This window comes from Endozoicomonas sp. OPT23, assembly GCF_009653635.1.
GTDB lineage: Bacteria > Pseudomonadota > Gammaproteobacteria > Pseudomonadales > Endozoicomonadaceae > Endozoicomonas_A.
Window position 1 is genome coordinate 255,650 of sequence record NZ_PPFD01000004.1, and the last position, 18,736, is coordinate 274,385.

Consider the following 18,736-nt stretch of genomic DNA (forward strand, 5'->3'; position numbering starts at 1 on the left):
ATAACAACAACCGAGGAAACAATGATGTTCAAACTAAAAGCCATTGCCAGCGGCTGTCTAACCGCTATTTTAGGCTTGTCCGTACAAACTGCATCGGCAGAAACTGTGCTTAATGTCGCATCAGCCGGTGGCCAGAACATGGTCGATTACGTCAAAGAGTATCTGGCACCCAAATTCGAAGAAAGCCATCCTGGTGTTAAGGTAAGAGTCGTCGGTACCGGTCCCGGAGATTCCGGTTCCAACAAAATATTTGAGAAGCTGGTGGCTCAGGAAAAAAGCAACGCCAACAGTTATGACATCGATGTAGCGGTTGTTCACCAGAAATTTGGTGGCAAGCTGGTGACTGAAAACCTGTTGTCCAATTTTAAAAATGAAATTCGTACCGGTGAACTGGCTTCCAGAACAACCACGAAGAATGCTCTGGGTTCTGATGTAGACGGCTTTGTTATGCCGATGTTCCACAGCCAGACGGCCATCGCCTATAACAGCGATATCATTCCACAGCCTCCTACCAGTTATGATGAGCTGGTCGCGTTCACGAAAAAACATCCCAAAACTTTCGGCTATAACGGCATCAAGAATGGTATGTCCGGAGTCAGTTTTGTCACTGGCTGGATATACGCTTACGGCTCTGATGCTAAAACCCTGACTCAGGGACCTTATGATCCTGCTGTGAAAAACAACTGGGACAAAGCCCTTGCTGACCTGAAAGATTTCAACAAGAACATCACTTTCACTCCAGGTAACGCCGGAACTCTGGACATGCTGAACCGTGGTGAAATCTACATGGGACCTGTCTGGGTTGATATGTTCTATTCATGGAAAGCACAGGGCAAAGTGCCACCCAGTGTAAAACTGCAATTGATTGCACCAGGCATGCCCGGACAACCTATGTATTACGTGCTGCCAAAGCGAGCTGAAAACATGAAACTGGCTCGCGACTTTATCGAACTGGCCACCAGCCCGAATGTTCAGGCTAACGGTATTGTTAAGCGTTTTAACTGGTACCCAGGCATCGACGCACAGCACGTTAAGGCTGAAATGGATACAGCAAGCTGGAACAAACTGTTTGTAGAAATAACTCCGGAAGACCTGGCCAGCAAAGGCAAAAGCTTCCCGATTGCTTCTTACTTTGATGACATCAAGGAAAGTTACGAGCGCAAGGTCTCTAACTGAGACTTTTCAGACAGTCTCTTAATCAACTCGTCTGTCTGAATAGTGTTTTGAACGTGTCCGGAGTTTAATTCGGACACGTTCAGTCACTGTCCAGTCAACCATTAGCCACCGTGCTCATTCCGGATGTTTCTTTGTTATGAATCAATCCCGTTTTTTTACGATATTAATGCTGGTTCCGGCACTATTAATGGTCGTCGGACTGTTTATTATTCCTCTTTTGTCATCCATTGAGTCCGCTTTTGCAGTAGACGACCAATACGGGTTTGATCACTTCATAAAAGCGACGGAGCTCTATGGCACTGATATTGTGTTCACTGTCGGTATAGTGTCACTCTCTGCCGTTATCATCGCCCTGATGTCGATCACCATAGCCGGAATTCTGACTTTGTCGGGGAATCGTCGTCTGGTGGCCCTACTGGCCGCTATCTATCGCTGGCCGTTGTTTATTCCGTTTATTGTTGCTGCCCAATGCATGCGAACCTTTCTGGCCAAGAATGGTTTGATGAACAATGCACTGATGTCCGCCGACCTGATTACACCCCTTCAGGCTGTTTCATTTCTGGATTGGAGCGGTATTGTGTTCACGTTTGTCTGGAAACAAACCGCTTTTGCCACCCTGATGATTGCCGGCGCGATGGCTGCAATGGATCGTTCGCAAATTCAGGCTGCCGCTAATCTGGGCGCGGGTAGAGTTCGAACTCTGTTCCAGATCATTCTGCCGCAGATAACCGGCACCGTTGGTGTTGCGTTAATTCTGTCAATTGTCACCATGCTTTCAGTATTGAGCGTTCCGCTGATGCTGGGAACCGGTACTCCGACCATGATGACGGCTGATATGGCTTTTAGAATCAGCTCATATGGCGATTACGGTGTCGCCAATGCCCTTGGTTTTATCTCCTGGATGATGACTGCTGTATTAGCCTGGTATTACCTCAAACATTCGCTCCGTAATGAAAACGGCGCAGGAGGTCAGCACGCATGATAACTGCAACTATTAACAACTCGCCAAGTCATCGTTCTCTTTGGCTTTCCAAGCTTCAGATTAAGGGTATAACCAGCGTCGTTCTTCAAGCCCTTCTGATTCTGCTAATGGCTCTGCTGATTTTTGGCCCGTTGCTTAATCTGTTGCTCTGGGCCGTAACAGAAATCTGGTATTTTCCCCATAAGCTGCCCGTCACCTATGGCTTGAAATACTGGCAGCAGGTGTTCGGGCCTCACAGCGATGCCATGTCATCACTGGCCACCAGCGTCATGATCGCTTTAACTACGGTTGTCGTTTGTTTGCTGGTTTCCGTACCAGCAGGCTATGCGCTGGCAAGGCGGAGTCTTCCTGCTCGTGCCTTTGTGATGCTGTTATTTCTGATGCCACAGGCATTTCCTAATCTGGCCGTTTATATCAACGTAGCCAGATTATTTTACGAACTGGATTTAAATGGCACTGTGGTTGGCGTGGTGTTGGTTCATGCCGTGCACGGAATGGTGTTCTCAGTCTGGATAACCGTTGCGGCTTTCAGCAGTGTTGATGAAGATCTGGAAAAAGCCGCCCGTAATCTCGGTGCTTCGCCTTTAAGGACGTTTTTCACCATTACTCTGCCACAGGCACTGCCCGGGGTTTTAGCAGGGTGTATCTTTGTCTTTCTGGAGTCTCTGGACGAATTTACCGGTACCTTCTTTGTCGGTGCTCCGGATGTTATTACCTTGCCCATGCTGCTGTATAACGCCAGTATGGAAGGCAACTACCAGATAGCCTCCATCACAGCGTTGATACTGTTGGTACCTTCAATATTGTTTATGCTGATCGTAGACAAGTTTATGAAGCCGGAGACTTTGTCAAAGATAGGAAAGTAAGGATGTAGGAAAGTTCTAAAAAAACGGAGGCAGGAGTAAGTCCTGCCTCCGTTTTCCTCAACGGTTTAAGTGCAGCTTGGTAAGTCTTTCAAGATCTGATGAAACCCCGCCAGCAGAGGCCAGTATTGGATTACCCTGCAACAAACCATCACCCGCAAGAAAGTCATTTACAACACCGCCTGCTTCCGTAATCAATACGACGGCTGCCATGCAATCCCATGAATTAATGTGTGGTTCGTAATAACCAACCAAACGGCCAGCCGCCACATAAGCCAGCATCAATGCACCTGAACCGTTGCGGACGAACATTCCGCCCTCTTCCAGCAAGCTTTGAATGAACTGGCTGCAAGCTTCAGGCGGCATACGGTGGGAAATCCCTACGCCCATTAATCCTTGCTTCAAACCGTCTGCAGCATGGCAGCTCATTGGTTTACCATTCACAAAAGCACCTTGTCCTTTCATGGCTGAAAACAGTTCATTGGCATTGGGATCATAAATCAGTCCCGCCATCGGCTTTCCCTGATGCAGTAACGCTATGGAGACGCACCAGGTATGCAGGCCATTCAGGAAGCAGGCCGTGCCATCAATAGGATCAACGATCCAGAGCCAGTCATTACTGCCTTCGGAAAGCCCATGCTCTTCACCCAGAAAGCCATCATCTGCAAAGTGTGCTTTCAAACCAGAATCGATAACCGTCTCCACTTCCCGGTCAGCAATGCTGACCACATCCTGAGGCTCGGCTTTGCTTTCAACCTGCAGCTGTTCCCGACTCTGATAATATTTGTAGGCAAGCGCACCGGCTGACTGGATCACTGCTTTTGCGACGTTAAATCTCTCGGTCAGCTGGCTGACGGGAAAGTCACTATTCATTAGGTTACTCCTCTATTAAGCCGCAACCAGCGCAAGACCACGGGCATTGAAGTCCAGTGCGATACTGCTGCCTTTTACCATAGGCTGATCTACCCGGTAATCGATAACAAACAGCTCTCCTAACTCGCTGGCAATGGTGTACTGAATCTGATTACCAAGATAACTGGCGTGAGTGACTTCCCCCGCCAGCGCAGTAGCGCCAGCATCCTGATGAAGAATGACCGCATCCGGTCGTACGGCCAGGGTAACCTGCCCCTGTGTCTGTTCACGGTGAGGAACTTTAACCTCAACCCCGCCCACATTAATGCTTGCCAGACCACCGTCTCTTTTTTCGAGTTCACCAACGATCAGGTTGGCATCACCGATAAAGTCAGCAATAAACGCTGAAGCTGGCAATTCATACAGTTCTCTTGGTGTTCCCTGCTGGGCAATGACTGACTTGTTCATTACGATGATCTGATCAGACACAGCCAAGGCCTCTTCCTGATCGTGGGTCACGTACACCGCCGTAAGTCCAAGCTGCTGCTGAAGATCTCGAATTTCTTCACGAACATGCCTGCGAAGCTTGGCATCAAGATTGGAGAGAGGCTCGTCCAGCAATAAGACTTCCGGCTCCAGAACCAGAGCACGTGCGACAGCCACTCGCTGTTGTTGGCCACCAGACAATTCACTGGGCAGCCTTTTTCCATAGTCTGCCAGTCCTACCAGATTCAATCCCTCTAACGCTTTTTCGATCGCTTCGGATTTACGTGTACCACTGACAGTTAAACCATAGGCAACATTTTCAGCCACCGACATATGAGGAAACAGAGCGTAGGATTGAAATACCATACTGACGTCACGATCTGTCGCAGGAAGGTTCGTAACGTCCTTGTCACCGATAAGAATACGCCCTTCAGAAGGGTGCTCCAGCCCGGCTATCATTCTCAACGTGGTGGTTTTGCCACACCCACTGGGGCCCAGCAGAGTCACCAGTTGACCTGGCTCTATGGTGAATGAAATATCATCAATGGCGGTGACGTTGCCAAAATGCTTGGAGACCTTTTCAAAGACGACAGATCCTGCCTTGTAATCCAGACTCATGCGAACTGCTCCTGCAATTTCTTTTTATTCTGATCGCTTGCGCTACTCTTGCTGCGCAATTTACGTTCACCTACCACCAGTTGAATACCGGTTACAGCAGCCAGCATGATGATAATCAATACGCTGCAATAAGCGATAGCAATGCCGTATTCGCCATTTTCAACCAGTCCGATGATGAACGACGTGGCCATATTATGCTCAGCGCTGACAAGGAAGATGACTGCACTGACCGAGGTAATCGCTCGAACAAAGCTGTAAACCAGTGCTGCAATCATCGCTGGGCGTAGCAACGGCATAATGACTTTTCTCAGTGTGGTAAAGCTATTTGCGCCCAGCGTCAGGGAAGCTTCATCCAGACTTTTATCCAGCTGTGACATGGCTGCAATACCACCACGCACGCCTACTGGCATGTTTCTGAACATAAAGCAGATAACAAGTATCACGCCGGTACCGGTCAATTCCAGAGGGGGTACATTGAATGCCAGAATATAACTGACACCTATTACCGTTCCGGGAATAGCAAAACTGAGCATGGTGCCAAACTCAAAGACATCTTTACCGGCAAAGTTCTGACGAACCAGCAGATAAGCCGTCAACAACCCAACGGCTGCGGTCAGGGGAGCAGCAATGGCTGATATACTCAGTGTGGTCCAGAGTGAATCCCAGGCTTGTCCTTCCCAGACTAACCCAAACTCTCCCCAGCTCAGAGCAAAGGCATCGCTGTAATGCTGGAGGGTAAAGCTGTGATCGAATCCCCAGCTGGATACAAAGCCTCCGAACATGACCATGCCATAAATCACTATTGTGAATAGAGCCCAAGGCAGGGCTGTGCCGTAGCTGAGCCATTTAAGCCCTTTATTCACCGGCATAGCAGCACCGGATTCTGCTTTGCCAGACACAGTTGTATAGGATTTTTTGCCCAGCCACATTCGTTGAATAAAGAAGGCACTGAGCGTAAAGAACAGCAAGACTATTGCCAGTACCGCTGCACGGCTTTGGTCGTTTTGCGCACCAACTATGGCAAAGAATATTTCAGTAGAAAGCACATCGTAGTTACCACCCAATACCATTGGGTTACCAAAATCCGCCATGCTTTCGATGAACCCTATGAGGAAAGCATTGGCCAATCCCGGGCGCATCAAGGGTAAAGATACATGACGAAACGTCTGCCAGCGGGAGCCTCGTAATGTCTGGGAGGCTTCTTCCATAGAAGGACTGATGCCTTCTACAACACCAATTAATACCATAAAAGCAATGGGCGTGAACGCCAGTAATTGCGCTAACCATATACCCGGTAGACCATACAACCAGCGCCCGGCTTCTATACCCAGAAGATCCGAGAAAAACTGTGTAGCTATGCCGGAGCGACCAAATAAAAGGATCAGAGCCAGACCAATAACAAAAGGAGGCGTAACAATGGGAAGAATGGTTAACAGGCGCAGGGATTTTTTATATCGGAACCCCGTTCGGGTCACGATCAAAGCAAAAGCAAGCCCCAGCAACGTGGTTGAAACACCGGTCAACACCGCCAGGAATACTGAATTCCAGGCCACACCGCAGCTTCGGTTATCTGCGAGACAGGATAGCCCCCAAATACTGTCGCTGGTTAATGACTGGTAAAAACCACCTAAAGCCCAGCGACCCTCTTCATTCTGAAAAGCACTGAACAGAATTTGACTGACAGGGTAGAAGACAAAAACAAGAACCAGAAGAATCACACCGCCAATGGCTGATGTTACAAATACATCGCCCTTCATCGCACCTCTGGCAGCAAGCCCTGTTGTCAGTACGACAAGAAAGCCAACAGCGGTCAGTAATGCGCCGTATCCCAAACCAAATTGTCGTGTTTCGAGCACACCGAACAGGGATTCAAGGCTGTTGATCTCCCAACCCGATATGCCAATGGCCAATCCCTGCAGGATTAACCAACCCAGTCCGGTTGCACCTGATGCTATGAGTGTTCGTCCATAAGCCGGATTGTATTTTGGGTATCTCAATGCCAATAAAGGCGCGATCAAGCACAAGCCTAAGGGTAGTAACCATGCTTTGTCGTATGAAAAACCATGAACGATCGCTGATGCATAATCTTCTTCAGCGAGATAGCCATCCAAAAGCCAGGTCATTGACCAGAAACCATCTTCCTGCACATACCAGGGAAGAAGCAGATAGGCTGCCCAGGCAACCAGCAACCAGGGAATAAAGGGGTGTTTTACTGACATGAATACAACATCCTGTCTTGTAATGATGTTGGAGATATTACAATTTGAAAAGAGCGCCACAATTAGAAGACTGTGGCGCATTTATGCTTGTTTGAAGTGGTCTCAGCGAGGCAAAGACTTTACATCAGTATCCCAACGTTTCAGCAGACGTTTGCGAACATCGCTGGAGCCGTAAGTGGCAAAGTCATAATCGATCAGTTTTACGTCGGACAGTTTAGGTGCTTCAGCCGGAACGACTGCAGAGGCATTAGATGGCACCTGATAGGATTTTGCCTTCACTGCCATGGACTGGATATCAGGTCTCAGAGCAAATTCGGCCCACTGTTTGGCATTAGCCAGATTACGGGCGCCCTTGATAATGCTCATGGAACCCACTTCATAACCGGTGCCTTCACAAGGAGCGACAACCTTGATAGGGAACCCTTTTTTCACCTGCTTGATCATGTCGTGCATAAACGTGATTCCGATGGTGGTTTCACCACGAGCAGCCGCTTTAATCGGTGCGGAACCTGATTTTGTGTACTGGTTAATGTTGCTGTGCAACTGGGTGAGGTAGTTAAAACCTTCTTCTTCACCAAACAGCTGAACGACAGTCGCGAGAGCAGTGTAAGCAGTACCTGAAGAATTAGGGTTTGCGACCTGAATTTCACCTTTGTAGATAGGGTTAGCCAGATCTTTCCAGCAGACGGGGGCAGGCAGTCCTTTTTGCTTGAGAATATTTGCGTTGTAACCGATGCCCAAAGCGCCCGCGTAGATGCCTACTGTCTTATTGTCAGCTTGTGTCGCCTGACGGTTAGCCCAATCCAGCAACCCTTTTGAATTATCGGCAGTATAAGATTGAGTCAGGTTTTCGGCCGCTGCCTGAAGGTGTGGATCACCGGTACCGCCCCACCAGATATCTATTTTTGGATTGCGCTTTTCTGCTCGTATCTGAGCGAACGCTTCACCTGAACTTTTTCTAACCAACGCAACATCAATGCCGGTTTCTTTTTCGAAAGCCGTTTCCATCAATTTGCACCACTCACTATCCGTGGAGCAAATGACATTCAGGCTGTTCTTGGCAAAAGAGGATGTAGCCGTAAAACTCGTCGCCAGGGCAAGAGCCATTAGAGTGAGACGCTTCATACTAGAGAAAACTCCTGTCTCAAAAATCAATCCATTGAAAGACCCTGTCTTTAACTCAATTGGTTGATTTCTGTATTTTTATTATTCTTTTTTTATGAAGTTCCTACACTACCATAGTGAAACAAAAATGAAATAAATATTTTACATCGACCACTAATGAAATTATTAATCCCAAAAATCATTCCAGAGACTCTTTCCCCAGACCAACAACCAGAATCAAGGCCAGACACATCGTTGCACTCAATGAACGAAAGCCCTGCACTTTGGCATCTTTTACTTCCAGGCAAATGCTGGCTTTCGAGGCTATAGGACCCAGACCACTGTCTGTTACCGCAATCACGGGCACTTCTTTTTCTCCGGCACTTTTTACCAGACTGATCACTTCTTCCGAGTGCTCCCGAAAACTGATGGCCAGTAGAACATCACTCTGACTCATGACTCTTGCCTGCTCTTCAAGCATGCCACCCAGACCATGAAGCAGAACCACTTTCTTATCAAGATGACTGAAAGCGTACTGAAAGTATGCAGCTACCGGAAATGCACGACGATAGCCTGCCAGATAAACTGTATCGGCATTCTTTAGTTGTTCAATGGCTTGATTCAGCGTTTCCGGATCCAACTGGTTTCTTAGCTCTTCAAGAGAGCTGATCGAGCCTTCAAAAAAATCATCATAAAGACCGGTAGGATTTTCACCTTCGGGAGCAAACGCTTTAATACGCGCCTTATAGTCGCTCTGACTGGCTAAACGACCTTTAAAGATTCTCTGCATTTCCGTAAACCCGTCATAACCAAAAAACTTGGCAAAACGAATCAATGTTGAGGGCTGCACTTCGGCCTTTCGGGCGATGATCGCTATGGTTTCAAGAGCCATATCGTTCGGGTTGCTTAAAGCAAATTCAGCAACCTGCTTCAGGCGCTTACTGAGCTGCGGAAACTGGTCCGCAATTTCAGCTTTCAGCTTGTTAAAATCGGAAGACGGGATCAATGGACATCACTCTCTGAAACTTTATTTAGAATATATTTTCCTTTTTTTAGAAAAATAAAACAACACTGTGATTGAATTACAGTAGATATAGCCACTGACTCAACGCGACATCAATGCAGAAAGTTTACCTGGAGAGCCTATGAAGAAATTTTTTAGTCTCACTACATGTTGCGCTAGGGAAGCAGGATAAAGCCTATTTCTTCATACTACTGATCTCTTATGCGCAAAATAATCACAGCTAGCACATTGGCGAAATAGTCCCTGAAAAGCATCTACATTCACGATAAAACCATGTTTTTTTCAGGCTAGTCATAGGCGTTAATCCGTTTTAGTAAGACATTCTGACCTATTTAAATTGGCATCTACTCGTTGCCAGAAGTTCAAAGGCCTGTAGAATGGGCTCCACGTTACAAGTGTGTTTGATTCTTTATGTATAGATTGATTGTTCCGGGTGTAGTAGCCCGTCATGTTCTTCATAAGTAATAACAAAACTTCTAGCTTTATCGCCTTTGCTGTTGTCAAAACAGTGCAGGCACACTTTTGTTAAGGCTGTTTTAAAAACAGTTTGAAAATTTCAGGATATGATTATGTCTACTACTACCGGTACTGTTAAGTGGTTCAACGAAGAGAAAGGTTTTGGTTTCATCGCTCAGGAAAACGGTCCTGACGTGTTTGCCCATTTCCGTCAGATCGTTGGCGATGGTTTCAAGACTCTGGCTGAAGGCCAGCAGGTTGAGTTCACCGTAACTCAAGGCCAGAAAGGTCCTCAAGCTGAAGATATCCGTCCTCTGTAAGGACTGGCTATACAGCTAAATTGCTTCACTTAATGTGAAGTGTGAAAAGGCAGTGCTTTCGGGCACTGCCTTTTTTTGTTCCGGGAAGGGTAGTGGACTTTCCAAAACGAACACATAACTTAAACAAAGTGAAGTATGTTCGAACCGAACTATTTAAAGACCTGAACTTCCAAGAACGGTCTGAAACATAAAAGTGGCCCGTGATGATAAGGTACGGAATACTCGCTAAACATAGGCTTATTTGACCAAAATCCCATAACAAACTGACCTGAATATTCACATCTCACTCAGCGAGTGGCTGGCTAACTATAGTTTCCATCATCATCGTAAAAAAACTGGTCCGCTTCACACAAAAGATGCTGAGGGTAGGATTTCTGGGCGATTGTGGTTTTGCCACTGCCTGGCACCCCGCGGATTAGAACTATTTCTTTTTCTGGGTCATTACTCATTAACAACAATCCGCTTTATTCACATCATACAGGCTTCTCACTCTATCACTTACTCTCACTCAGTCGTCAGAGGGAGAAGTCGTCGATACTTTCATTCGGTGTTTGCCATTATTGGGAATGTAATGCCTTCGAACTTTCTACCGTTACGAGAAAAACCATACTTCTCACAAACTCTTTATAGGCAGAAATCCATTTTAGTAAGACATTCCGACCTATTTAATTTGGAATATACTCGTTGCTGGAAGTTAAAAAGGCTGTAGAATGGGCTCCACGTTACAAGTGTGTTTGATTCTTTATGTATAGATTGATTGTTCCGGGTGTAGTAGCCCGTCATGTTCTTCATAAATAATAAAAAGACTTCTAGCTTTATCGCCTTTACTGTTGTCAAAACAGTGCAGGCACACTTTTGTTAAGGCTGTTTTAAAAACAGTTTGAAAATTTCAGGATATGATTATGTCTACTACTACCGGTACTGTTAAGTGGTTCAACGAAGAGAAAGGTTTTGGTTTCATCGCTCAGGAAAACGGTCCTGACGTGTTTGCCCATTTCCGTCAGATCGTTGGCGACGGCTTCAAGACTCTGGCTGAAGGCCAGCAGGTTGAGTTTACCGTAACTCAAGGCCAGAAAGGCCCTCAAGCTGAAGATATCCGTCCTCTGTAAGGACTGGCTATACAGCTGAATTGCTTCACTTGATGTGAAGTGTGAAAAGGCAGTACTTTCGGGTGCTGCCTTTTTTGTTTATCACACTTACATAAGCCCTGTTTTCACCTTCACGCCTTTGTGCAAAGTTCTATGCACAGGACATCTGTCCGCTATCCGCAAAATACTGGCTCGTTGTTCGTCGGACAGATCCCCGGTAATCGTCACTTTACGCTCAATAACTTCAATAGCCTCACCCTGATCTTCACAGTCAGAACAGTCTTCTATGTAATCCCTTCGATGGCTCAACCCTACTGATACATGATCCAGAGGCAGATTTTTATGCTTTGCATACATCCGTAAAGTCATCGCCGTACAGGCACCTAAGCCAGCCAAAAGATGTTCATAAGGATCGGGCCCAACGTTATTGCCGCCTGCTGACAGCGGTTCGTCCGCTAACCAGTAATGACTGTTACTGCTGACATGTTGCGAGAATACATGGTTTTTCTCTTCTACCAGAACGTGCCCTTTTTCAACAGTCTGGGTATAAACCTCTTCTGCAGGAAGGTAACGTGTCACCCAGGAAGAAATAATCTCAGCAGCGTATTCTGCATCATGCCTTTGTGTTAACAGGTGATCCGCGTCGTCCAGAGAAACAAAGCTTTTGGGGTGTCGAGCTTCCCGATAAATTTTCTCAGCCTCAGAAAGAGCAACGGTACTGTCGAGAGGAGAGTGCATAACCAACAGTGCTTTCTTCATATTGCTGATATCACGCTGCTGATGTGCAATATCATCCAGAAACTGTTTCTTGATAATAAACTTACGTGAACCAAGGCTGACTTCCGCTTCACCATTCTCTTCTATGGCATCTATGGATGCAGAAAAATTATGAGACACATGCTCTGCCTGATGGGGCGCGCCAATAGTCACAACCGCTTTTGCTTCAGGAACACCCTTAGCCACCCCAAGCACCGCTGCACCACCCAGACTGTGCCCAATAAGTAGCTCAGGAGCCTGGTAATCTTTGCGCAGAAAATCAGCAGCCGCTAAAAGATCCTGCATATTGGAAGAGAAGTTGGTGTTGGCAAAATCACCATCGCTGTTACCAAGCCCGGTAAAATCAAAGCGCAGCACAGCGATCCCTTTACTGGTCAGGGCACGCGCTATACGTGAAGCCGCGGCTATATCTTTTCCACAGGTAAAACAGTGTGCAAACAAGGCATAACAGCGGATGTTCGATTCAGGGGTTTCCAGCATTCCGGCCAAGGTCATGCCGTGGCTTTCAAAATGAACTTTAGTACGCATCACTGTATCCTGTTAAACCGTTAGTAAAAGTATTTATTCACCATCACTGAAATATACGACTTATCTTCGTATCCGGATGCCTGAATACAATGTTTACAGCTAATTATTTTGCTCTCAAGAAAACACCTGACAATACTTCCCGTTAACACGAACGATCTTTTCTGACTGAAACTCCGAATATTTGTTACATTAATTCGTAGCCCATAGAGCATGGAACGAACGAAACAAATCTATTCAGGAGGATTCTATGTGCGATCTATACGCTGGTGTTGATAACCAACTCTATTCACGAAGCAGCCGGTCGCTGAGACTTCAAGGACATGTCACCAGTATTTCACTGGAGAATCGCTTTTGGGATTTGTTGCAGCAAATGGCCGATGAAGAAAGCACTACTATTCCTCAATTCATCGGCAAACTTTATAGCGAGGTACTGGAGCGTTATGGAGAGGTAAATAACTTCGCTTCATTACTCCGGGTTGCCTGTACTACGTTTTTGATCAATAAAACTACTGGTTCAATAAGTCTGCAAACTGCCTGATCCAGGCCGGATTAGCAGGCCAGGCTGGTGCTGTTACATAGTGACCATCTGTAATTGCCTGATCCACTTCAAGGTCGGCATAGCTTGCTCCTGCCATCTTCACTTCGGGAGAACAAGCAGGATACGCAGAGATACTTCTGCCCTCTATGGTATTAGCTGCAGCCAGAAGTTGAGCGCCATGGCAGATAGCCCCAATTGGTTTTTCACTCTCATCAAACGACCTTACAAGCGACAGTATCTGTTCATTCAATCTCAGATATTCAGGCGCCCTGCCACCAGGAATCATTAACCCGTCGTAGTTAGCAGGAGAAACTCCATCAAAGTCTGCATTCAAAGCAAACCGGTGGCCCGGTTTTTCGGTATAGGTTTGATCACCTTCAAAATCGTGAATGGCAGTGGCTATAGTGTCACCCGCTTTCTTGTCAGGGCAGACAACATCAATTTCAAAGCCCATAGCCAGCAGTGCCTGAAAGGGAACCATGATTTCATAGTCTTCTACAAAATCGCCGGCAATCATCAGTACTTTTTTCATCGTCGGTACCTGCTTCTGTTGTTTTGATTATTAGCACGCACTGACAGGTTACGCTTTGACCAAGTGTTTAAGGTAGTAACCCTATACTACATCTCTATTCTATTTTGAATTCAGGCAGTGAATTCATTATTGTATATAACCGGTCTCTGCCAACACCACTGACGCCATAACTCGTCATTAGTCAGAAGCTCTGCCATAAAATGGCCAACATTGATTCGGCTTGTTTTACCTGAATCAAAAATAGCGTTTCGAACCGGTGACGGAAACAAGCTGTAATCACTTACAACTACTTCGTCAGTTAATGCATCAGGCCTTACAGCAACCCACTCTATTGTATTGCTGTCCGATCCAACTTGCTCGCTGAGATAAGCTGCCGCCATTTCGTTATCTCTATGGGGTGGTAATAACCAGCGTAGAAGGCTGACAACAACTCTCTGAGAAAGCGGCGGTTGTTCATCAATGTCTGGATTCGCGCAACCCGTAGAATTCATCAAGATAAGTTTGACTGGTTTACCGGGGGAATTTACTTCAATGGCCTGACAAAGCAGCTTTACGGCATCGAGTACCAGACTTCTCGGCTGACCAAAAACACCGCTGAAGGTGGGAGTATGCCCAAGGCAAGACACAACACCTGAACAGCCTTCGAGTATATATGCTAACTGCTGAACAGACAGATCCAGTAGATTCTGTCTGACTACCACAAGTTGTGGATGGTTGATCAGGTGCTCAGGAAAGTCACTTCCTTCCCGTAAAACAATTCTGACCGATTCACCGCTATCAATAAGCTGACTCACTAGAAGCCGCCCGGTTGCTCCGGAAGCTCCTGCAACAAAAATGGCCATCCTTTCTCCATTCGGTTCGAGCATTAAAAATACGGATTGATGCTTCCAGTGTGCGTAAAGAAGAATTCTGATCAGTATCCATACACTAACTGATTCTGGTGATCAGGTTCAATCACAGAACTTTTCGCATTTCTCCTGATTCGAGTATTGCTCGCAGCAGGTACAGTAGCTTCCAACAAGGCTAAGACCATGTTTGGGGAAAGGCAGAACTGTTGGGGGAACATCAGTTGCCTGCCAGTTTACCCACAGGGAGGTGAAAGCGGGAAGCCAGAAGCAATAGCTCGGAGCTCAGGATAATCTTCACCACTCACCCTGCAGGATGCGGGGTAGCTTTGTTATTTGGCAGTCATGAACTCGTCAGTCATTCTTACCTGCCTGTTATGAACTTTACCCCCTGCAATGCTTCTAACCTGCATATCATTCAGTTCGCAGGTCAGAGCAATGGACAGCCGCCCCTTATCTTCAGCATATCTGCACAGCTTTACTAAAGCGCCTGAAACAAAAGGCCCAGATGTAAAACTTCCTCCTATTGTCAAAACCGGACACAGTGAGGTAAACAGAGCCCGCGTGGATCATCCACAAACGGCACAAGCTCTCAGGTCAAGAGCTGTCAGGCTGTCAGTGAAAGAAAGTAACTTTACTCATGCTGTTCAATCAAAAAAACTAACGGATGCCTCAACACTATTACATCAAAGTATTCTGCCTAATACCGAAGAACTGACCGATGTGCAGAAATCACTGATCGGTCCATCAATCCAGGAATACTTGTTATTACAGCTGGCGGAGATGAAGAAAGGAGATAATCTTCTTCTATTGGAGCTGGAAAACACCGTCTGCTTTTGTCGCTTCAGAAAGTTTTTAACTGCAGAGTTTCACAGACAGTTTCAAAGTGAGCTTGATAGCAAAGTTAAGCTTCTAAATGGTGATCCAGACAAACAACTTTTACCCGATAGTTTTTCTTTCAAATATCCAGCTACGGGCGTAAGTATTGATATGTTACAACAGTTGATTCGCCACTTAACCGAAAATGTTTCTGAAATGACCTTTATCGACAGAAATAAGTTGATTCAGAAAATAAATAGAACGGTTTACGTTATTCTGGACAAGGAATTTTTCGCTCAATCTAGAATAGCTGGCCTCCATCTGGCTCTACCAACCGAAAAACTGGATGAATTTATTCATGTCCTGAAACCACTTCTCACTTCACCAGTATATCTCGACGAAATCAACAGAATGAAATTAGAAGAGCTAGAGCAGAGGGCTAAAGAAGAGAAAGACCCCAATAAACGCTTATCCTTAATGCTTGGCGCTGCTGAAGATGCCATGGCCAGAGGCTCCGATCCGAACTCCTTTCTAGAAGAAGCAAAGTCTTTGCTTAGACAAGGCCGCTTCGACGTCGATCATCACTTGCCTCGTATTAAGAAGCTGGAGAGTGATGTTTCTGTATGGAATAGCTGGCATAAAGAAGTCACAAAACTTGCTGAAGCAGTCAGTCAACAAGACTGGTTATACGTCACTGCGTATACAAACCTTCATGAAGCCCCTATATGCTTTGAAAGGTCTATTCAAAAAAGCCTGAAATCTGCTTTTGACCAACTTTATGGAACTTGCAGGCAAGCTCTTCAACACCCGCCTTCATGTAAGGGAGAACTCAAGACAGAAACCGACCATCTACAATGGCTCTGCCACGAACTGAGATCATCAACGTTAAACAGAAAGCTCTATGAACTACAGCAAAGGCTAAATGCATGGCAAAAAATGCCTGAATTGATCAAGCAGTATGATACAAAATTCAAACAATATTCTGCAGGTTCTTTACTCAAAACAGGCTGGCTTCAAAAACAGGTTTTGCCCTGTGCTGAAGCACTTTCAGCGAATAATAAACAGACTCTATTCAGACTCCTGCGCTTAACACTGAGACAGCTACAGAATCATTTAACGCTCAATAATCTTAAGCACGAATCTCCATCTAGCCTCCATAGTAAAGCTCGAGATATACAGTCAATTCTTATTTGCTTTGGTCTTGATGACAGAAGTGTTGAAGTTATCAGAAAGGCTGCTCTTCGCAATAACTATACAGTTTCTGAGTTATCAAAGATTTCACAAAGCGATAACAGCAGAGAGGCCTTACTTCATACTTTAAACACTCTGTATGAATGCGCTCCTTCTGAACATATCTGTCCTTCATATAAGACGTCTTATAAGCAACAACTGAACAATGTTTTACATCATATATATACTCATAAAATGTATAAAAGATATCTTTTGATCAAACACCTTACTCCACAACTGATAACCTTGTATCAAAAACTTCAACAATGCTCAAAAATCAATACAAGCTGTAAGCAGTTCTGCGACGAGCTATTAGGCATACTGGAAAGGCATACTCCAGAATGCAGAGTACAAGGGGTGAAATAATTAAATTACTGCAGCAGTTCAGAGTAGCTGTTGGCTTTAACCTTTAGGGGAGGTGGAAAGTAGGGAGTGGAGAGTTAATATTCACTTTTTAAACACAATAAGAAAACCGCAGAAAGCGACCTGCAAGCAATCATGAATAGATTTTAATACTCTGATTTAAATCACACTTCGCGACTGTCGATAACAACATAACAGCGCCTTTAGAGACCATGTAAATGGCTGACACTCCGGGAATAACTCCCTCTTCCTCTGGCAGTCCGCGACCTCCCAGAGGTCAGGAGACTACAAAGACAGTAGAAGAACATGCATCCTTCTCCGCACGAACTGTTGGAAAAACCGATGAGGTTACTGAATATTTCAAGGAGAATTCAGGCGTTCGTACATCAGGCCTGACACCTCCTATTACGGAGCGAGCTACTACAAAAGAAAGCGTAAAACCTTATAGCTTTACGTGCCCTGAAATATCAGCAGGCAACATTGTTCTGGGTAAGTTTACTCCTGAAATCGCTGACAACTATATGGAAAAGATAGCTGCGATAGAAAGCAGTACAACCAGGTCAAGAGACAGAGTCACTGCTACCCAGCGGGCTTTATCTGGATGCATACAGAGAAATGAAGATAGAGCTCCCAATTATTACGAAAATCGAAGGCGGATTTTCCAGTGATTTAAATATAATTTATGATACTGGTATACCAAAGTGCCCATTACGACAGCTTCCATTTCTTCACAGTCAGGTAAAAATATCGGGTTCTGTTGATCTTCCTGAAAAACCGTTAAATGCCAGTCATATTAAATACGATGACACTGAAGCTGGTATTGCCATGCCAGCAACTACCGCAGCAGATACTTCATCAATGCTTCATATTGTGACTCATGAAGATGCAAAGGTCCTTATAGACTTATTCGACAAACAGGAAAAAAAGGATGATCCTGCAGCAGTCTGGAATGAATTATCTGATGGAAAAGAGCATAAGGTTTCAGACTATACCGTTCAGGCTTTAGCGACTAACCAGTCTTCAAATTCAACTATCACTGAGTTTGAATTAACAGATCAACACGGAGAACAAGCAACCTTCTGCCGTATACACTGCAATTCCTGGCCCGACCAGGGCGTACTTGACCCTGACTCAATGGACGCCTTGCATGAGCTAATTGACCAGCAAGTAGAGCGCCATGAAGGGTCAGAAAAGCTTGTGATCAACTGCCAACAGGGAGAAGGTCGTACTGGGGTATTGTTTGCTCTTAGATACCTTCGTACCAAGGCAAAACGTGGTGAGCTCGATATTAACGCTATTAACTCCGAAGTATTCAGCGTTCTGGTGCAAGGAAGAATGTCCAGAAATGCAGACTTTGTTCAAAGCTGGAAGCAGATATTATTCATCAGAGATGAAGCTACACGCTATGCAAAGCAGTTTACGCCAAAACCTGAGAACTAAATTATTCTTCCAGGCAAAAAAACCGACAGCTTAGCTATTAGGGTTTTTATATTTAGTGCCTGGCGATCATGTACATGGATGTACGGTATTCTGGTTTTACACGCCTACAAGGATGTAGGTGATAGGGTAACGCAGGAGCAGTTACCGAAGAGCGAAAACCAGTGACCTACTCTCACATGGGACTCTCTCCTCTGAGCTCACACTACCATCGATAGATGGAATACCTCCCTGTATTCCACTCTTCGCGCAGCCTAAAAGCTGTCCAATTTTGTTCCTGAAAAAATTGTCACTTCCATGCGCCGCAGCTATGGAAAATGGATGGGGGCAGATAGGATCGGATAGTTCTACCGTTTTTTCGTCACATAAAAAAAGCCCAGCTGATTTCTCAACTGGGCTTCTCTAATTCAATGCCTGGCGATGACCTACTCTCACATGGGGAAACCCCACACTACCATCGGCGATGTATCGTTTCACTT

The 18,736-nt window shown here is 45.7% G+C and carries 17 protein-coding genes; 9 read left to right on the plus strand and 8 right to left on the minus strand.

The features are described from left to right. Window positions 1-21 precede the first annotated feature (21 nt). The 3 genes from EOPP23_RS11620 to EOPP23_RS11630 all read left to right on the plus strand — a co-directional run bounded on the left by EOPP23_RS11620 (window position 22) and on the right by EOPP23_RS11630 (window position 3,024). Window positions 22-1,176, plus strand: coding sequence for an extracellular solute-binding protein (locus tag EOPP23_RS11620; protein ID WP_228550690.1), 1,155 nt, complete (start codon window positions 22-24; stop codon window positions 1,174-1,176). 136 nt (window positions 1,177-1,312) lie between these two features. Then, a complete protein-coding gene (locus EOPP23_RS11625; protein WP_153766153.1) occupies window positions 1,313-2,158 on the plus strand; it encodes an ABC transporter permease in 846 nt (281 codons plus the stop codon). Next, window positions 2,155-3,024, plus strand: a complete 870-nt coding sequence (locus EOPP23_RS11630; protein WP_153766154.1) for an ABC transporter permease — start codon at window positions 2,155-2,157, stop codon at window positions 3,022-3,024. The genes EOPP23_RS11625 and EOPP23_RS11630 overlap by 4 nt, the downstream gene beginning before the upstream one ends. Before the next feature lie 57 nt (window positions 3,025-3,081). On the opposite strand, the gene EOPP23_RS11635 is transcribed toward EOPP23_RS11630, so the two are convergent. From EOPP23_RS11635 to EOPP23_RS11655, 5 genes are all read right to left on the minus strand, one after another. Then, window positions 3,082-3,894, minus strand: coding sequence for an inositol monophosphatase family protein (locus tag EOPP23_RS11635; protein WP_153766155.1), 813 nt, complete (start codon window positions 3,892-3,894; stop codon window positions 3,082-3,084). A 15-nt stretch (window positions 3,895-3,909) separates the two neighbouring features. Then, window positions 3,910-4,977 (minus strand): ABC transporter ATP-binding protein, encoded by a 1,068-nt coding sequence (locus tag EOPP23_RS11640; RefSeq protein WP_153766156.1) that lies wholly within the window; start codon window positions 4,975-4,977, stop codon window positions 3,910-3,912. After that, complete coding sequence (locus EOPP23_RS11645) at window positions 4,974-7,196, minus strand: iron ABC transporter permease (RefSeq protein WP_153766157.1); 2,223 nt, start codon at window positions 7,194-7,196, stop codon at window positions 4,974-4,976. The genes EOPP23_RS11640 and EOPP23_RS11645 overlap by 4 nt, the downstream gene beginning before the upstream one ends. Before the next feature lie 102 nt (window positions 7,197-7,298). After that, the gene (locus tag EOPP23_RS11650; protein WP_153766158.1) at window positions 7,299-8,321 is read right to left on the minus strand and encodes an ABC transporter substrate-binding protein; all 1,023 of its coding nucleotides are present in this window, start codon (window positions 8,319-8,321) and stop codon (window positions 7,299-7,301) included. Between the two features lie 178 nt (window positions 8,322-8,499). Then, on the minus strand, window positions 8,500-9,306 hold the full coding sequence (locus EOPP23_RS11655) for a MurR/RpiR family transcriptional regulator (RefSeq protein ID WP_228550691.1): 807 nt from the start codon (window positions 9,304-9,306) through the stop codon (window positions 8,500-8,502). Between the two features lie 587 nt (window positions 9,307-9,893). Here EOPP23_RS11655 and EOPP23_RS11660 point away from each other — a divergent pair. Continuing rightward, window positions 9,894-10,100: a cold-shock protein gene (locus EOPP23_RS11660; protein ID WP_135510504.1), complete on the plus strand. Its 207-nt coding sequence runs from the start codon at window positions 9,894-9,896 to the stop codon at window positions 10,098-10,100. Window positions 10,101-11,002: 902 nt separating this feature from the next. Next, window positions 11,003-11,209 (plus strand): cold-shock protein, encoded by a 207-nt coding sequence (locus tag EOPP23_RS11665; RefSeq protein WP_135510504.1) that lies wholly within the window; start codon window positions 11,003-11,005, stop codon window positions 11,207-11,209. 87 nt (window positions 11,210-11,296) lie between these two features. Here the strand turns inward: EOPP23_RS11665 and EOPP23_RS11670 are convergent, their stop codons facing one another. Further along, a complete protein-coding gene (locus EOPP23_RS11670) occupies window positions 11,297-12,493 on the minus strand; it encodes a bifunctional alpha/beta hydrolase/OsmC family protein (RefSeq protein WP_153766159.1) in 1,197 nt (398 codons plus the stop codon). A 247-nt stretch (window positions 12,494-12,740) separates the two neighbouring features. Between EOPP23_RS11670 and EOPP23_RS11675 the strand changes: the two genes are divergently transcribed. Continuing rightward, complete coding sequence (locus EOPP23_RS11675) at window positions 12,741-13,031, plus strand: ribbon-helix-helix domain-containing protein (protein WP_153766160.1); 291 nt, start codon at window positions 12,741-12,743, stop codon at window positions 13,029-13,031. Here EOPP23_RS11675 and EOPP23_RS11680 read toward each other — a convergent pair. Both EOPP23_RS11680 and EOPP23_RS11685 read right to left on the minus strand, forming a co-directional pair. After that, window positions 13,000-13,563, minus strand: coding sequence for a DJ-1/PfpI family protein (locus EOPP23_RS11680; protein WP_153766161.1), 564 nt, complete (start codon window positions 13,561-13,563; stop codon window positions 13,000-13,002). The two genes, EOPP23_RS11675 and EOPP23_RS11680, sit on opposite strands and share 32 nt — an antisense overlap. Window positions 13,564-13,673: 110 nt before the next feature. Next, the gene (locus tag EOPP23_RS11685) at window positions 13,674-14,405 is read right to left on the minus strand and encodes an NAD(P)-binding oxidoreductase (RefSeq protein WP_153766162.1); all 732 of its coding nucleotides are present in this window, start codon (window positions 14,403-14,405) and stop codon (window positions 13,674-13,676) included. Window positions 14,406-14,846: 441 nt separating this feature from the next. Between EOPP23_RS11685 and EOPP23_RS11690 the strand changes: the two genes are divergently transcribed. The 3 genes from EOPP23_RS11690 to EOPP23_RS11700 all read left to right on the plus strand — a co-directional run bounded on the left by EOPP23_RS11690 (window position 14,847) and on the right by EOPP23_RS11700 (window position 18,260). Then, window positions 14,847-16,823, plus strand: a complete 1,977-nt coding sequence (locus tag EOPP23_RS11690; protein WP_153766163.1) for a hypothetical protein — start codon at window positions 14,847-14,849, stop codon at window positions 16,821-16,823. 215 nt (window positions 16,824-17,038) lie between these two features. Next, a complete protein-coding gene (locus tag EOPP23_RS11695; RefSeq protein ID WP_153766164.1) occupies window positions 17,039-17,488 on the plus strand; it encodes a hypothetical protein in 450 nt (149 codons plus the stop codon). Next, on the plus strand, window positions 17,436-18,260 hold the full coding sequence (locus EOPP23_RS11700; RefSeq protein ID WP_153766165.1) for a protein-tyrosine phosphatase family protein: 825 nt from the start codon (window positions 17,436-17,438) through the stop codon (window positions 18,258-18,260). Before EOPP23_RS11695 ends, EOPP23_RS11700 begins: the two co-directional genes overlap by 53 nt. Window positions 18,261-18,736 lie beyond the last annotated feature (476 nt).

Bases quoted from the DNA above. Each gene is read 5' to 3' on its own strand.
- EOPP23_RS11620 (WP_228550690.1), top strand. From the start codon at position 22: ATGATGTTCAAACTAAAAGCCATTGCCAGCGGCTGTCTAACCGCTATT.
- EOPP23_RS11625 (WP_153766153.1), top strand. From the start codon at position 1,313: ATGAATCAATCCCGTTTTTTTACGATATTAATGCTGGTTCCGGCACTA.
- EOPP23_RS11630 (WP_153766154.1), top strand. From the start codon at position 2,155: ATGATAACTGCAACTATTAACAACTCGCCAAGTCATCGTTCTCTTTGG.
- EOPP23_RS11635 (WP_153766155.1), bottom strand. From the start codon at position 3,894: ATGAATAGTGACTTTCCCGTCAGCCAGCTGACCGAGAGATTTAACGTC.
- EOPP23_RS11640 (WP_153766156.1), bottom strand. From the start codon at position 4,977: ATGAGTCTGGATTACAAGGCAGGATCTGTCGTCTTTGAAAAGGTCTCC.
- EOPP23_RS11645 (WP_153766157.1), bottom strand. From the start codon at position 7,196: ATGTCAGTAAAACACCCCTTTATTCCCTGGTTGCTGGTTGCCTGGGCA.
- EOPP23_RS11650 (WP_153766158.1), bottom strand. From the start codon at position 8,321: ATGAAGCGTCTCACTCTAATGGCTCTTGCCCTGGCGACGAGTTTTACG.
- EOPP23_RS11660 (WP_135510504.1), top strand. From the start codon at position 9,894: ATGTCTACTACTACCGGTACTGTTAAGTGGTTCAACGAAGAGAAAGGT.
- EOPP23_RS11665 (WP_135510504.1), top strand. From the start codon at position 11,003: ATGTCTACTACTACCGGTACTGTTAAGTGGTTCAACGAAGAGAAAGGT.
- EOPP23_RS11670 (WP_153766159.1), bottom strand. From the start codon at position 12,493: ATGCGTACTAAAGTTCATTTTGAAAGCCACGGCATGACCTTGGCCGGA.
- EOPP23_RS11675 (WP_153766160.1), top strand. From the start codon at position 12,741: ATGTGCGATCTATACGCTGGTGTTGATAACCAACTCTATTCACGAAGC.
- EOPP23_RS11680 (WP_153766161.1), bottom strand. From the start codon at position 13,563: ATGAAAAAAGTACTGATGATTGCCGGCGATTTTGTAGAAGACTATGAA.
- EOPP23_RS11685 (WP_153766162.1), bottom strand. From the start codon at position 14,405: ATGGCCATTTTTGTTGCAGGAGCTTCCGGAGCAACCGGGCGGCTTCTA.
- EOPP23_RS11690 (WP_153766163.1), top strand. From the start codon at position 14,847: ATGGACAGCCGCCCCTTATCTTCAGCATATCTGCACAGCTTTACTAAA.
- EOPP23_RS11695 (WP_153766164.1), top strand. From the start codon at position 17,039: ATGGCTGACACTCCGGGAATAACTCCCTCTTCCTCTGGCAGTCCGCGA.
- EOPP23_RS11700 (WP_153766165.1), top strand. From the start codon at position 17,436: ATGAAGATAGAGCTCCCAATTATTACGAAAATCGAAGGCGGATTTTCC.